The sequence below is a fragment of the Pseudescherichia sp. genome (assembly GCF_031998825.1).
Lineage (GTDB): Bacteria > Pseudomonadota > Gammaproteobacteria > Enterobacterales > Enterobacteriaceae > Pseudescherichia.
Window position 1 is genome coordinate 1 of the sequence record NZ_DAMACX010000074.1, and the last position, 13,434, is coordinate 13,434.

At 52.8% G+C, this 13,434-nt stretch carries 15 protein-coding genes; 8 read left to right on the top strand and 7 right to left on the bottom strand.

Going from position 1 to position 13,434, the window contains the following annotated elements:
* Positions 1-264 precede the first annotated feature (264 nt).
* The 3 genes from RTP97_RS20120 to hxpB all read right to left on the bottom strand — a co-directional run bounded on the left by RTP97_RS20120 (position 265) and on the right by hxpB (position 3,174).
* On the bottom strand, positions 265-1,656 hold the full coding sequence (locus tag RTP97_RS20120) for an L-cystine transporter (protein WP_312210940.1): 1,392 nt from the start codon (positions 1,654-1,656) through the stop codon (positions 265-267).
* 134 nt (positions 1,657-1,790) lie between these two features.
* Positions 1,791-2,381: a metal-dependent hydrolase gene (locus RTP97_RS20125; protein ID WP_312416813.1), complete on the bottom strand. Its 591-nt coding sequence runs from the start codon at positions 2,379-2,381 to the stop codon at positions 1,791-1,793.
* A gap of 124 nt (positions 2,382-2,505) precedes the next feature.
* Positions 2,506-3,174, bottom strand: coding sequence for a hexitol phosphatase HxpB (gene hxpB / locus RTP97_RS20130; RefSeq protein ID WP_312416795.1), 669 nt, complete (start codon positions 3,172-3,174; stop codon positions 2,506-2,508).
* A gap of 148 nt (positions 3,175-3,322) precedes the next feature.
* On the opposite strand from hxpB, the gene RTP97_RS20135 reads away from it, so the two are divergent.
* A complete protein-coding gene (locus RTP97_RS20135; RefSeq protein WP_312416798.1) occupies positions 3,323-3,859 on the top strand; it encodes a YniB family protein in 537 nt (178 codons plus the stop codon).
* A 26-nt stretch (positions 3,860-3,885) separates the two neighbouring features.
* Here the strand turns inward: RTP97_RS20135 and RTP97_RS20140 are convergent, their stop codons facing one another.
* From RTP97_RS20140 to pfkB, 3 genes are all read right to left on the bottom strand, one after another.
* Positions 3,886-4,746, bottom strand: coding sequence for a fructosamine kinase family protein (locus tag RTP97_RS20140; RefSeq protein WP_312416802.1), 861 nt, complete (start codon positions 4,744-4,746; stop codon positions 3,886-3,888).
* A gap of 103 nt (positions 4,747-4,849) precedes the next feature.
* Complete coding sequence (ghoS, locus tag RTP97_RS20145) at positions 4,850-5,143, bottom strand: type V toxin-antitoxin system endoribonuclease antitoxin GhoS (protein ID WP_312416805.1); 294 nt, start codon at positions 5,141-5,143, stop codon at positions 4,850-4,852.
* A gap of 45 nt (positions 5,144-5,188) precedes the next feature.
* On the bottom strand, positions 5,189-6,121 hold the full coding sequence (gene pfkB, locus RTP97_RS20150) for a 6-phosphofructokinase II (protein WP_312416808.1): 933 nt from the start codon (positions 6,119-6,121) through the stop codon (positions 5,189-5,191).
* Between the two features lie 291 nt (positions 6,122-6,412).
* Between pfkB and RTP97_RS20155 the strand changes: the two genes are divergently transcribed.
* Positions 6,413-7,171, top strand: a complete 759-nt coding sequence (locus RTP97_RS20155; protein WP_312416809.1) for a YdiY family protein — start codon at positions 6,413-6,415, stop codon at positions 7,169-7,171.
* Positions 7,172-7,431: 260 nt separating this feature from the next.
* Positions 7,432-7,665: a hypothetical protein gene (locus RTP97_RS20160; protein WP_103821112.1), complete on the top strand. Its 234-nt coding sequence runs from the start codon at positions 7,432-7,434 to the stop codon at positions 7,663-7,665.
* Between the two features lie 129 nt (positions 7,666-7,794).
* Here the strand turns inward: RTP97_RS20160 and RTP97_RS20165 are convergent, their stop codons facing one another.
* On the bottom strand, positions 7,795-9,246 hold the full coding sequence (locus tag RTP97_RS20165) for a flagellin (RefSeq protein WP_312416810.1): 1,452 nt from the start codon (positions 9,244-9,246) through the stop codon (positions 7,795-7,797).
* 206 nt (positions 9,247-9,452) lie between these two features.
* Here RTP97_RS20165 and fumD point away from each other — a divergent pair, with 206 nt between their 5' ends.
* The 5 genes from fumD to rplT all read left to right on the top strand — a co-directional run.
* A complete protein-coding gene (fumD, locus tag RTP97_RS20170; RefSeq protein ID WP_312210955.1) occupies positions 9,453-9,674 on the top strand; it encodes a fumarate hydratase FumD in 222 nt (73 codons plus the stop codon).
* A gap of 651 nt (positions 9,675-10,325) precedes the next feature.
* Complete coding sequence (gene thrS, locus RTP97_RS20175; protein WP_312416811.1) at positions 10,326-12,254, top strand: threonine--tRNA ligase; 1,929 nt, start codon at positions 10,326-10,328, stop codon at positions 12,252-12,254.
* A gap of 3 nt (positions 12,255-12,257) precedes the next feature.
* Entirely contained in the window at positions 12,258-12,800 is a 543-nt protein-coding gene (infC, locus tag RTP97_RS20180) for a translation initiation factor IF-3 (RefSeq protein WP_071908164.1), read from the top strand.
* 93 nt (positions 12,801-12,893) lie between these two features.
* A complete protein-coding gene (gene rpmI, locus RTP97_RS20185; protein WP_001124225.1) occupies positions 12,894-13,091 on the top strand; it encodes a 50S ribosomal protein L35 in 198 nt (65 codons plus the stop codon).
* Between the two features lie 47 nt (positions 13,092-13,138).
* The coding region (gene rplT, locus RTP97_RS20190) for a 50S ribosomal protein L20 (RefSeq protein ID WP_312416812.1) at positions 13,139-13,434 on the top strand (296 nt) is incomplete at its 3' end.

A 13,434-nucleotide genomic window follows, 5' to 3' on the forward strand; every position in this document is an offset into this window, starting at 1 on the left:
TAAACAGGCTGACTGGCTGGAAAGCGATGCCTATTATTTTGACTGCAAACTGACTATTCCGCTGATGCCAGAGATTATCCGCTGCGATGCAGACCCGGATGCGGCAGAAAAGAAAACGGCAGCAAAAACGCAGCTGAAAGACCTTACCTACTGAAACCGTAACGAAGGTATAGGCACGCTTATTTATAAAAAAAAAAACTGCACCTTACTTTACTGGCTAGCCAGTTTTCGGGTGCAGTATGGATGTTGCTGCTTATAAAAAGATTAGCGATGCGCCAGTTCGGCACTCTCTTCGCTATTCAACACCTCTTTATCGGTCTGCTTCAGCCACTGGCTAGTAAGCGTGCCAGCGGTCATTGAACCGTTGACGTTCAGCGCGGTACGACCCATATCGATCAGCGGCTCTACGGAGATCAGCAGTGCCACCAGGGTGACCGGCAGACCCATAGCCGGCAGAACGATCAGCGCCGCGAAGGTTGCCCCGCCGCCTACGCCCGCTACGCCGGCCGAGCTGATGGTGACCATTCCTACCAGGGTCGCGATCCACAGCGGATCCAGCGGGTTAATGCCTACCGTTGGGGCGACCATCACCGCCAGCATTGCCGGGTAGAGGCCTGCACAGCCGTTCTGGCCGATGGTCGCACCGAAGGAGGCTGAGAAGCTGGCGATAGACTCCGGCACGCCCAGACGACGGGTCTGCGCTTCCACGTTCAGCGGAATAGAGGCGGCGCTGGAGCGGCTGGTAAAGGCAAAGGTCAGTACCGGCCACACTTTACGGAAGAATTTCAGTGGGCTAACGCCGTTCACCGCCAGCAGAATACCGTGAACCACAAACATGATCCCCAGCCCCAGGTAGGAGGCGACAACAAAGCTGCCGAGCTTAATGATGTCCTGCAGGTTAGAGCCTGCTACGACCTTGGTCATCAGCGCCAGCACACCGTACGGCGTCAGCTGCATCACCAGGCGTACCAGCTTCATCACCCAACTCTGGAGAGTGTCGATAGCGGTCAGCACGCGCTGGCCCTTCGGCGCATCGTCCTTCAACAGCTTAAGCGCGGCCACGCCGAGGAAGGCTGCAAAGATAACGACGCTGATGATAGAGGTCGGATTGGCCCCGGTCAGATCGGCAAACGGGTTTTTCGGTACGAAGGAGAGCAGCAGCTGCGGCACGCTCAGATCGGCGACCTTGCCCGCGTAGTTGCTCTGAATGGCGTTCAGGCGCGCGGTCTCTGCCGTGCCCTGCACCAGCCCTTCAGCGGTGAGACCAAACAGGTTAGTCACCAGCACCCCGACCAGCGCCGAGATCAGCGTGGTGAACAGCAGCGTGCCGATGGTTAAGACGCTGATTTTGCCCAGTTGGGAGGCGTTATGCAGACGGGCTACCGCGCTCAAAATAGAGGCAAACACCAGCGGCATAACAATCATCTGCAGCAGCTGGACGTAGCCGTTACCGACAACGTTAAACCACTGGATGGAATCTTTCAGTACCTGACTGTCCGCGCCATAGATCGCTTGCAGCGCCAGGCCAAACACCACGCCAATCGCCAGACCGACCAGCACTTTCTTTGCCAGGCTCCACTGCTTATGGCGCGTCTGCGCCAGCAGAAATAGCAATGCCACGAACACCACGATGTTCGCAATTAAAGGGAAATTCATTTCAGATCTCCTGAACGGTTTTTATAAGACGACGCGTTGCACGCCGCCCTGTTGCCGCCAAGGTTAGCAGAAGTGTGATTCAGCTCTTATATCCAAATGGAATGGGTTATAAGTAAATGCACAATTCTGCCTGATTAATGACCGGATTGCTGGTTAATAAAGCGATTGAACTCACCCTGCACGGTATTGATAACCTGCGAAGACCAGCGCACGGCGCTGTTATCGGACACACCCTGTGGCATCCAGACCGCCCAGGTAAAGAGCACCATACAGAGCACGCGCTCGAGCTGGTTGCCGCGCTGCGGCCGAAGAATAGGCAGGCGGAAACGCCAGCGGCAGGGCCAGAGCAGCGGTACGCCGGCAGGCGTCAGCATATCGGCCAGAATATGGCTCAGGTAGCCCAGCACCATGCCCTGCAACACATCGGCAGGGATAAACCAGCTATCAGGCACTTTGAGATAGAAGAGCGTTACGGCGATAAACACCGCCAGTAGGCTATGGGTGAACCCTCGGTGACCAAAGGCGCGGGCAATGGGTTTGGAGATCCACTTCAGGCGCTGGCCGAGAAACGATTTTGGGTGATCGATATCCGGGAGCAGGCAGGTGATAATGGCTGAGGGAATGACATGCCACCAATCCCCTTGCGCAAGCACAGGGGTGAGCTCGGCGTTCTTGGCAAACACCGCGCAGGCAATGGAAAAAAGCAGGTGTCCTTCCGCCGTCATGATCATACTCACTCAACTGTCGAAGTATACAGTATAGGGTTTTTGTACAGTAGGCGGAAGAGGTGACGGTGTAACACTTTGTCACCGTTTTACTTTTATTTTCCTCAACGGTGCAAAATGCGCGCTATCCGCGCAAATCTTGCCCTGTCAGCCGTGCCAGCGATTCCAGCCTGACGTTAGCCAGCGCATAGCGTGCGTCCTCGCGGTTCTCTTCAGCGGGTACCACGATAGCGCGCATGCGGGCGGCTTTGGCGGCAATCATACCGTTGACCGAATCCTCAAGAGCAACGCAGGTCAGAGGATCGACGCCGAGCTTCGCCGCGCAGTCAAGGTAGACCTGCGGGTGAGGTTTACTGTAGGGGAGCGTCTGCGCCGAGGCGAGAGCATCAAAATAGTCGCTCAGCTCGAAAAGCGCGAGCACCTTCTCCAGCATAGAGAGCGGTGAGGCTGATGCCAGACCTACTTTGAGTCCTTCAGCTTTACAGAGCGCCAGCGCCTCACGTACGCCGGGTAGCAGAGGACGCTTCTCTTCTACTAACGAGAGGGTCCGCTGAATGATCCGCTCAGTGACCTCCTGTTTACTCGGTCCGCTCCAGGGCTGCATGGCGTACCAGAGATCGACCACCATATCGATGCGCAGGCCCAGCGTATCGGGCATCTCATGACGGCGGGTAACATCAACGCCGAGGCTGGATATCACCTCCAGCTCGGCCTGGTCCCAGAGCGGCTCGGAGTCGATAAGCAGGCCATCCATATCAAAGATAGCGGCGAGGATCTGACGCGGGGTTGACATAACAACCTCTCCTTGTGAGTGGAATAAATAGACAGACGAACGTTCATTATGGCTATTGCTTCAGGATAGCGCTTTTAAAAATGGGCGAAAACGGTGTTCTAAGGGTAGACTTAACCAGCAAATGGAACGTCTTAAACAAGGGGAATAGATGACGTATCAACAAGCTGGACGCGTTGCCGTGCTGAAGCGCGTTCTGGGATGGGTGATTTTTATCCCGGCGGTGGTCTCCACTTTGATTTCCGTACTCAAATTTATGTACGAGCACAGCGAGAAGCAGCCAGGTATCAACGCCGTGATGCTGGATTTTGCCCATGTCATGATTGAGATGATGCGTTTTAATACGCCGTTTCTCAACTTCTTCTGGTACAACTCACCGACGCCGGATTTTCATCAGCAGCTGAACATCGGTTTCTGGATTATCTTCGCGTTGATCTTTGTTGGGCTGGCGTTGCAGGCCTCCGGGGCGCGCATGAGCCGCCAAACCCGCTTCTTGAGGGAAGGGGTAGAGGACCAGCTCATCCTTGAGAAGGCAAAGGGGACGGAAGGATTAACCCGCGAGCAGATCGAATCGCGCATTGTCATACCGCGTCACACCATCTTCCTGCAAATTTTCCCGCTCTATGTGCTGCCCGTCATTGTCATCATTGCTGGCTACTTCTTCTTTACCCTGCTCGGGTTTATGTAGCCGGAACGCCAGGCTGGCCGCGCTAATTAAGCGGCCAGGATCCTGTCCAGCGCCTGCTGGGCCGTCACCAGATGTTGTCCACCGAAGAGGATTGCCCGGTTAAACAGCGTATAGAGCTGATAGATCGGTTGTCGCTCCAGAAAGCCGTTTGGCAGAGGCATCACCGCCTGGTAGCCATCATAGATCTGCGGCGGCTGCTCCGGGTGGAGCGGCAGCATCGCCAGATCGCACTCTCTGTCTCCCCAGTAGCAGGCCGGGTCAAAGATGTAGGGACCATGGGGGCCAAGCGCGCAGTTGTTTGACCAGAGATCGCCATGCAGCAGAGACGGCTGCGGCTGGTGGGAGGCGAGGCGCTGCTGAATGTGTTCGACAATGGCATCGATATTGCCAAACGCGAGACCTTTCTCCGCCGCCAGCTCAAGCTGCCAGCCGATACGCTGCTCGGCAAAAAAGGTTGACCAGCGCCGCTGCCAGGCATTTGGCTGCGGTGTGGTTGAGAGATCGTTATCGAAGTCGAGGCCAAACTGCGGCTGCTCGCTCCACTGATGCAGTCGCGCCAGCTGCTGACCGAGCAGAAATGCGTTATGGGCGTCCAGCGGGCGGGGAGGGAGATACTCCATGATCAGAAAGCTGTAATCACGATCGCTGCCTACGGCAACCATCTCCGGAACGCTGACCGTACGGCTACGGGCCAGCAGTTCAAGCTGATCCGCCTCGGCGGTAAAGATAGGCAGCAGCTCGCGTTCATCACACTTCATAAAGAGATCGCGACCACCGAAGCGTATATGCCATGCTGCGTGGATCTCTCCACCCGGCAGCTCATTACGCAGCTCAATCTCACCTTCACCGAGCTGCTCGCTTAACAGACGACTCACCGCTTGCCACATGCTCTCTCTCCCCTGCAATCTGCCAGATTAAAGGTTAGCGCGCTAACGCAGCATAAAATACGATTCTGCGCACACCCTGTGCCACGGGGGTGTGCAAAGGCACTTATTGCTGCTGCGTCTTCAGCCAGTTCTCCCAGGTCGTAACCTCAATATCGGGCCGCCGATCGATGGCGCTCTCTGCCAGCGCCAGCGCCTGCTCTTTAATATCCTCTTCACTCAGCGGGCTGACCAGGCCAAAGGTATTGGTTCCCAGTTCGTGCACCTTGCCGTCATCATCGCTCAGGGTGAGGAGATAACCGGCGAGCGTAAAGGTATTATTAAGCTCGTTAATTTCAGTCAAACTATGCTCGTGAAACTTTACCGTTATTACGTAGCGAGTGATATCCCCACTGGCCATAGCTCACCTCATTGTTATCGCAACATTTTTCAGCATAGTCGATTATCATTTCTGGCACAGATAATCATATATTTTTTGTGTGTCTTCCTGACCGCAGAGGCGCGTCCCGTGGTTGATGGTCGCGGCGCTGCCGGCGGCGACGCCAAAGCGCACCATATCCTCCAGCGAAGCGTTTTCCGCCAGCTTCAGCGTCATTGCGCCCACCATACTGTCACCTGCACCCACCGTACTCTGGCTTTTAACCGGAGGGGGAACAACCTGCACGCACTGCTGCTCATCTACCCCCAGCGCCCCCTGCGGGCCGAGAGAGACCACAACGCGTTTAGCCTTACCGCTGTCAACCAGCTCCTGGGCGGCACGACGGACATCATCCGGCTGAGTGAGGTCCCGGTCGACCAGCGCGGCCAGCTCTTTTTGGTTAGGCTTCACCAGCTCGATACCGCCAATTTCCAGGGCAGCGGCCAGCGCCTCACCGGAACTGTCAACAATGCAGCGGATACCATTATTCTGCGCAGCCTTAATAAGCTGGCCCATCTTTTCCACTCTAACGCCCGGCGGCAGGCTACCGCTGATCACCAGCAGTGAACCGCTCTCAATAGTGAGCACCTGCTCCTCGAGCTGGCGGAACTCATCCTCGCTTAGTGCCGCGCCGGGCATCACAAAGCGGTACTGCTCGCCGCTGGTCTCAACGTGCACGTGCAGGTTCTGTCGTGTCCAGTCATGGGTGGCGACCTGGATCGTCGTAACCTTCTCATCGGCCAGCAGGGCGGTAAGATGTTCACCTGTCGCCCCACCCGCAGGGAAGATTGCCGTAGCGCGTCCGCCAAGATGCACGATGGCACGGGCCACGTTAATCCCGCCGCCGCCAGGCTCAAAGACCGGCGCGGTGCAGCGTAATTTACCTTCGGGATAGATCTGCGGAGTCAGCGTCGCGCTGTCCAGCGACGGGGCCAGGGTCAGAGTATAGACTGCTGTCATTTTCATCTCCTTTCGCTTGGTTGTCCTAAGCCTGGCACTGAATCATCGGAAGGGGAAGTAAATAACAGCATGATTTTTCAAATAAATAACGATGAGCGTCAGGAGAGAGCATTATACGTTTATTGGGGGTTTGAGAGCGCTCTTATTCAAAAAATGAAAGAAGAATACATTGCTATGTTATTTGAGCCTTTTTATAATTTGTTACCTTTCTTCAGATTGCTAAACATTGATCCTGAAGGAAGTTTCCAGGACCGTAGGTCCTCTTTTTTTTGCTGTACGGACTCTTTATAAATGAAGCTTTTGAAGACAGTACCCGCTGTTGTTATCCTGGCGGGAGGCGTGCTTGCGTCGATGAATGCTGCCGCAGATGATACCGTTTTTACTGTCATGGACGATCCCTCCTCAGCACAGAAACCCTTCGAAGGTAATGTGAATGCAGGCTACCTGAACCAGTCAGGTAATACCAAAAGTACCTCCCTGACCGCTGACTCAACGCTGACCTGGTACGGTAACACTACCGCATGGTCGCTCTGGGGAAACGCCAGCAATACCTCTTCTAACGATGAGCGCTCTTCGGAAAAGTATGCCGTGGGCGGCCGTGCACGTTATAACGTGACCGACGCTGACTACGTGTTTGGCCAGGCAAGCTGGCTTACCGACCGCTACAACGGTTACCGTCAGCGCGATATTGTGACCGCCGGTTATGGTCGTCAGTTCCTGAATGGTCCGGTGCACAGCCTGCGTTTTGAATTCGGTCCGGGTGTCCGTTATGACGAGTACACCGACGGCGATAGCGAAACACAGCCGCTGGGCTATGCCTCCGGCGCGTATTCCTGGCAGTTTACCGACAACGCTAAGTTTACTCAGGGCGTATCGGTATTTGGTGCAGACGATACCACGGTTAACTCTGAGACCGCGCTGAACGTAGCCATTAACGAGCATTTCGGTTTGAAGCTGGCTTACAACGTAACGTGGAACTCCGAGCCGCCGGCATCCGCCCCGGAGCATACCGATCGTCGTACCGTCATTTCGCTCGGCTATAAAATGTAATTGATTTTGGGCCGGTTATTCCGGCCCGCTTCGGAATTATCTTTCTGTGCTATTAAACCCTGCAACATCGTTTTATTTCCTCAGGAAAAGAGTTTCTCCTTTTTCTCTCCATAATTTCATCTGCTGCAACACGTTCAATTTATTTGACACTTTTTGATAAATAATCTGACTAGGCAAAAGTGTGATCTGGATCTACACTTTACGCACAGGCAAAAAAAGCCTCCGCAATAATGTACTAATTCAAACAGAGAAGAAACATTATGAAAACAATCAAGACACTGGCCGCCGCCACGGTGCTTTCCGCACTCTCTTTTGGCGCATTCGCGGCTCAACCAAGCTATAACACTGCCAGTCAAACCACCTACCCAAGCGCTACGTTTAACGCCGCGGATATTGAAGCTGGCTCGAATATTCAGCCCGGCTCGCAGAATACCGGACGCTCTACGGATGATGCTTTCGACGTGCATACTCTGGTTGCCGGTGAATGGTATTAATGGATTTAGCCTTTAGCATTAATTGCTTTTTTACATCCGGGCGTCAGCCTGACTAAGTAAAAAACCGGAGCATGCTGTCCCGGTTTTTTTATATCTGTCATTCTGCGTAAAGTTTTCTCATTATTGTATTTAGCTACGTAATAAAGAAAGCAGGTTCTCAGGTGCCTGATTCGCTATTTTCAATACCGCGTTTTGACTCTCCTGCAAAATTTGCGCTTTGAGCATTTTACTGGTTTCCAGAGCATAATCAGCGTCCTGGATCCGGCTTTGCGCTGACTGCGTTGCAATCTTCTGCTGCGCCAGTACCGATTTGCTGGACTCAAAGCGATTAATGGCCGCGCCATACTGCGAGCGGTAACCATCTACCTTTGCCAATGCCCTGTCGAGCGAACCCATTGCCGAGCGAGCCGACTGCACGGTATCCAGTCGTGCATCATTGATACCCAGCGTTTTGGTATCCGCAGGGGTCGTATCCAGCGTGGTGGTCTCGATTTGATCGCCAAAGTTGGCGCTGGTAACGACCTGATAGGGGATACTCTTCTTCGGCGGTACCGCAGGTTGGGCGGTCGGTGCCTCCAGGTTCCCCCACGTCATGTTGGCAGTAAATGCACCATTGCCAACGACAACGACAATCAGGTCCTCTTTAACGTTATCAATCGTTACCCGCTCTAGCAGATTTGAACCATTGCTACCGTCGTTAAACCCGCCGTTGGTGCTGTCCTCATAGCGGTCACCGTCTCCACTATAGGCAATGTTCATACCGTTATAGCTCACAGAAGCACTGCCGTTAATAGCCCATGCCGCGCCCCCTTCAATAAGCATGGAGTCATCATAAACGGCACCGCTCTTGAAACCATTGGCTGCGGTGAGCAGCTGGGCGTCTGCGCTTGCGGAGTCGGTAATCCCTTTGCTGACCCAGGTATAATCCGGATCGCTGCCGTTGATGGGCGTGCCCGCCAGATGTTTGCCGTCGCGGGTAAAAAGCTGGATATCATCGTCCGCGCCAAGCGAGTTAATGGTAATGGCGATATTGGTCGAACCGGCCGGAATATAGGCCAGTGGAATGATGCCCGAGCTGAAGGAGTAGTCCTGATTCGCCACTGGGAATTTTGTGTTTACCGGGGCGACGTTGCCGATTAGCGCTGGCGGCAGTTCGGGATTTTCGGTAGCCAGCGGGTAAAGACCAAAGATCTCTGTACCTTCAGAGATACTGTTGATCCCGGCGAGAATGCTGGCGAATTCGTTTTGGATGCTGGCGCGATCGCTCTCCGAGAGCGAGTCGTTCACCGACTGGATAGCAAGACCCTTAGCCCGGATAAGCATCGAGCTGATTGAACCGAGACTGCTCTCTGCGGTTTGCGCAAGGCTGATGGCATCATCAATCCCGCGGGAAACCACAGCGTCAGCGTTAATATTTGCGCCCATCCGATTGGCAATAGCGAGACCTGCGGCATCATCCTTGGCACCATTAATCCGCAGTCCGGAGGCGAGCCTTTCGATCGATTGCTGAAGGATCGATGAGGTTCCCGACCGGGCTTTGAGACTCAGGCCTGCAATAGCGTTATGATTTATCGATTGCATGTGTTGTGTCGCGATGCTGTTTGCCCAATGTAGGCTATAACATCGGCAAAATTTAGCTTAACTTTAAAAAATATTGCTTACAAAAACGGCAGCACCGGGCGCTCAATCACGTAATTATCGATAGAGTGCGCCGGATCGCTTGACGTTAACAGGGTTTTTCTATGTGCTATGCCTTTAAATTCAGAGACAAGCGGAAAGAGGGCACTATGGGAAACCAGGCAAAAGAGAGCGAGCTGTATGATGAGATGTGCCGCGTTGTAGGTAAGGTGGTGCTGGAGATGCGTGATTTAGGCCAGGAGCCAAAGCATATTGTGATTGCCGGCGTGCTGCGTACATCGCTGGCTAACCAGCGAATTAAGCGCAGTGAACTCTCGCGTCAGGCCATGGAGACGGTCATTAACGCCCTCGTTCCTGAAGGCAAAGCCTGAACAGCAAAAAGGCCTCTTACGAAGCCTTTATTTAATTTGTCACTTTATTGATCTGCCTGGTGATAGGAATGCACATTGATGCGGTAAGGCGTTCCCCACAGCTTGCGCATACTGCACCATGCGGAAGCTTTTTCTCGGCGTGATACGTTGAAAACTGAAACCTAAAACCATTGCAGACGGGACACTGAAATTTGAGGTTAATAATAACCCCTCCAGTCCGTTGAGTGGAAACACTACCCTAACACGTCTATTTGGCTTTGAGGGATATATCGTCAAGTAAATAACGCTTTTTTTGTCAAGATTTCGACCATGCGCCAATTTATACACTTAATAAGCGTTATTACTTTTATTGATAAGGCGTTTCATTTTTTAATTTTACACATTTATTACAATCAGCCTGATTACATCCCTTGAAATAGTTAATGCAGCCCCCATTCCTTACTAGAATGCAACGCTAGCCTTTTAACTCACTGATTAGACGTGTAGTATCGGAGGTGAGCTTATCAACGGCAGAGCAGGGTGCAGCGCAATTTCTGTACAAATTCGTCAGAGTGAAGACGAAAACCTGATTTAAGCCGTTGATAATAATTTGAAAAATAGTTTTGTATGTGACCTTTCGTGGGGGTCACCACTGCAAATAGAGGATCTCACATGCCTGTAATTACCCTTCCTGACGGCAGCCAACGCCAGTTCGATCGTCCTGTCAGCCCTATGGATGTTGCCCTTGATATCGGTCCCGGCCTGGCGAAAGCCTGCATCGCCGGTCGCGTTGACGGCGAGCTGGTCGATGCCAGCGATCTTATCGAAAACGATGCGCAGCTGGCGATTATTACCGCCAAAGATGAGGATGGTCTGGAAATTATCCGCCACTCCTGTGCGCACCTGTTAGGTCATGCCATCAAACAGCTGTGGCCCAATGCCAAAATGGCTATCGGTCCGGTTGTTGATAACGGCTTCTATTACGATATCGATCTTGACCACACGCTGACGCAGGAAGATATCGACGCGCTCGAAAAGCGTATGCACGAGCTCGCCGAAACTAACTACAACGTTATTAAGAAAAAGGTCAGCTGGCACGAAGCGCGTGAAACCTTCGTTGCGCGCGGCGAAAGCTATAAAGTGACCATTCTTGATGAGAACATCGCGCATGACGACAGGCCGGGCCTGTATCATCATGAAGAGTACATCGACATGTGCCGCGGTCCGCACGTGCCAAATATGCGCTTCTGCCATCACTTCAAGCTGATGAAAATTGCAGGGGCCTACTGGCGTGGCGACAGCAACAATAAAATGTTGCAGCGTATCTACGGTACGGCGTGGGCAGATAAAAAAGCGTTGAACGCCTATCTGCAGCGTCTGGAAGAGGCCGCGAAACGCGACCACCGTAAAATTGGTAAGCAGCTCGACCTGTATCACATGCAGGAAGAGGCGCCGGGCATGGTTTTCTGGCATAATGACGGCTGGACTATCTTCCGTGAGCTGGAGACCTTTGTGCGCTCCAAGCTGAAAGCGTACCAGTATCAGGAAGTAAAAGGCCCGTTCATGATGGACCGTGTGCTGTGGGAAAAAACCGGCCACTGGGACAACTATAAAGATGCGATGTTCACCACCTCTTCCGAGAACCGTGAGTACTGCATCAAGCCCATGAACTGCCCTGGCCACGTGCAAATTTTCAATCAGGGACTAAAATCCTACCGCGACCTGCCATTACGTATGGCGGAGTTTGGTAGCTGCCACCGTAACGAGCCATCGGGCGCGTTGCACGGCCTGATGCGCGTGCGCGGGTTCACTCAGGATGACGCCCATATCTTCTGTACGGAAGATCAGGTGCGTGATGAAGTGAACGCCTGTATTCGTATGGTCTACGATATGTACAGCACCTTTGGCTTCGAAAAGATCGTGGTCAAACTCTCTACTCGTCCGGAAAAGCGTATCGGCAGCGACGAGACATGGGATCGTGCTGAGGCGGATTTAGCAGTCGCGCTGGAAGAGAACAACATCCCGTTTGAGTATCAGGTGGGTGAAGGCGCGTTCTACGGTCCGAAAATTGAATTTACCCTGTATGACTGCCTCGATCGTGCATGGCAGTGCGGTACGGTACAGCTGGACTTCTCCCTGCCGTCTCGTTTGAGCGCCTCCTACGTGGGCGAAAACAACGAGCGCCAGGTACCAGTGATGATCCACCGCGCCATTCTTGGGTCACTGGAGCGCTTTATCGGCATCCTGACCGAAGAGTTTGCGGGCTTCTTCCCGACCTGGCTTGCGCCAGTGCAGGTTGTAGTCATGAACATTACCGATTCTCAGGCCGATTACGTTAACGAATTGACGCAGAAACTACAAAATGCGGGCATTCGTGTAAAAGCGGACTTGAGAAACGAGAAGATTGGCTTTAAAATCCGCGAGCACACTTTACGTCGTGTCCCTTATATGCTGGTTTGTGGTGACAAAGAGGTTGAGGCCGGCAAAGTAGCCGTGCGTACCCGTCGAGGTAAAGACCTGGGTAGCCTGGACGTAAATGATGTTATCGAGAAGCTGCAACAAGAGATTCGCAGCCGCAGTCTTCAACAACTGGAGGAATAAGGTATTAAAGGCGGAAAACGAGTTCAAACGGCGCGTCCCAATCGTATTAATGGCGAGATTCGCGCCACGGAAGTTCGCTTAACTGGTCTGGAAGGCGAGCAGCTTGGCATTGTGAGTCTGAGAGAGGCTCTGGAAAAAGCTGAAGAAGCCGGGGTCGATTTAGTTGAAATTAGCCCTAACGCCGAGCCGCCCGTTTGCCGTATAATGGATTACGGCAAGTTCCTCTATGAAAAGAGCAAATCTTCTAAGGAACAGAAGAAGAAGCAAAAGGTTATCCAGGTTAAGGAAATCAAGTTCCGACCTGGTACAGATGAAGGCGACTATCAGGTAAAACTCCGCAGCCTGATTCGCTTTCTTGAAGAGGGCGATAAGGCCAAGATCACGCTGCGTTTCCGCGGTCGTGAGATGGCCCACCAACAGATCGGTATGGAAGTGCTTAACCGCGTGAAAGAAGATCTGGTTGAACTGGCAGTAGTCGAATCCTTCCCTACGAAGATCGAAGGCCGCCAGATGATCATGGTGCTTGCTCCGAAGAAGAAACAGTAAGGCCATCAAGTAATCATACCTGTGGGCCACACGCTCACAGGTTTGGTTCGCCTTTGTTTCGTTTATTAACAATGCGAAGTGGAAATTATTAAAATGCCAAAGATTAAGACCGTACGCGGTGCTGCTAAGCGCTTTAAAAAAACCGGTAAAGGTGGTTTTAAGCACAAGCACGCTAACCTGCGTCATATTCTGACCAAAAAAGCTACCAAGCGTAAACGTCACCTGCGTCCGAAAGCCATGGTTTCTAAAGGCGATCTGGGCCTGGTCATCGCGTGCCTGCCGTACGCATAAGTCGTTTACCTTTTAACCTTTTTTAAGAATAGATACAGGAGAGCATCATGGCTCGCGTAAAACGTGGTGTAATTGCACGTGCACGTCACAAGAAAATTTTGAAACAAGCTAAAGGCTACTACGGTGCGCGTTCACGCGTCTACCGCGTTGCCTTCCAGGCTGTTATCAAAGCTGGTCAGTACGCTTATCGTGACCGTCGTCAGAAAAAGCGTCAGTTCCGTCAACTGTGGATTGCGCGTATCAACGCAGCAGCACGTCAGAACGGTATTTCTTACAGCAAATTCATCAACGGCCTGAAAAAAGCCTCTGTTGAAATCGACCGTAAGATCCTGGCTGACATCGC

What these genes read in the sequence shown, in the direction of transcription:
- ghoS (WP_312416805.1), bottom strand. Translation starts at nt 5,143, where the DNA reads ATGGCCAGTGGGGATATCACTCGCTACGTAATAACGGTAAAGTTTCAC.
- RTP97_RS20140 (WP_312416802.1), bottom strand. Translation starts at nt 4,746, where the DNA reads ATGTGGCAAGCGGTGAGTCGTCTGTTAAGCGAGCAGCTCGGTGAAGGT.
- rpmI (WP_001124225.1), top strand. Translation starts at nt 12,894, where the DNA reads ATGCCAAAGATTAAGACCGTACGCGGTGCTGCTAAGCGCTTTAAAAAA.
- pfkB (WP_312416808.1), bottom strand. Translation starts at nt 6,121, where the DNA reads ATGACAGCAGTCTATACTCTGACCCTGGCCCCGTCGCTGGACAGCGCG.
- RTP97_RS20160 (WP_103821112.1), top strand. Translation starts at nt 7,432, where the DNA reads ATGAAAACAATCAAGACACTGGCCGCCGCCACGGTGCTTTCCGCACTC.
- thrS (WP_312416811.1), top strand. Translation starts at nt 10,326, where the DNA reads ATGCCTGTAATTACCCTTCCTGACGGCAGCCAACGCCAGTTCGATCGT.
- RTP97_RS20155 (WP_312416809.1), top strand. Translation starts at nt 6,413, where the DNA reads ATGAAGCTTTTGAAGACAGTACCCGCTGTTGTTATCCTGGCGGGAGGC.
- RTP97_RS20120 (WP_312210940.1), bottom strand. Translation starts at nt 1,656, where the DNA reads ATGAATTTCCCTTTAATTGCGAACATCGTGGTGTTCGTGGCATTGCTA.
- fumD (WP_312210955.1), top strand. Translation starts at nt 9,453, where the DNA reads ATGGGAAACCAGGCAAAAGAGAGCGAGCTGTATGATGAGATGTGCCGC.
- RTP97_RS20125 (WP_312416813.1), bottom strand. Translation starts at nt 2,381, where the DNA reads ATGACGGCGGAAGGACACCTGCTTTTTTCCATTGCCTGCGCGGTGTTT.
- RTP97_RS20135 (WP_312416798.1), top strand. Translation starts at nt 3,323, where the DNA reads ATGACGTATCAACAAGCTGGACGCGTTGCCGTGCTGAAGCGCGTTCTG.
- RTP97_RS20165 (WP_312416810.1), bottom strand. Translation starts at nt 9,246, where the DNA reads ATGCAATCGATAAATCATAACGCTATTGCAGGCCTGAGTCTCAAAGCC.
- hxpB (WP_312416795.1), bottom strand. Translation starts at nt 3,174, where the DNA reads ATGTCAACCCCGCGTCAGATCCTCGCCGCTATCTTTGATATGGATGGC.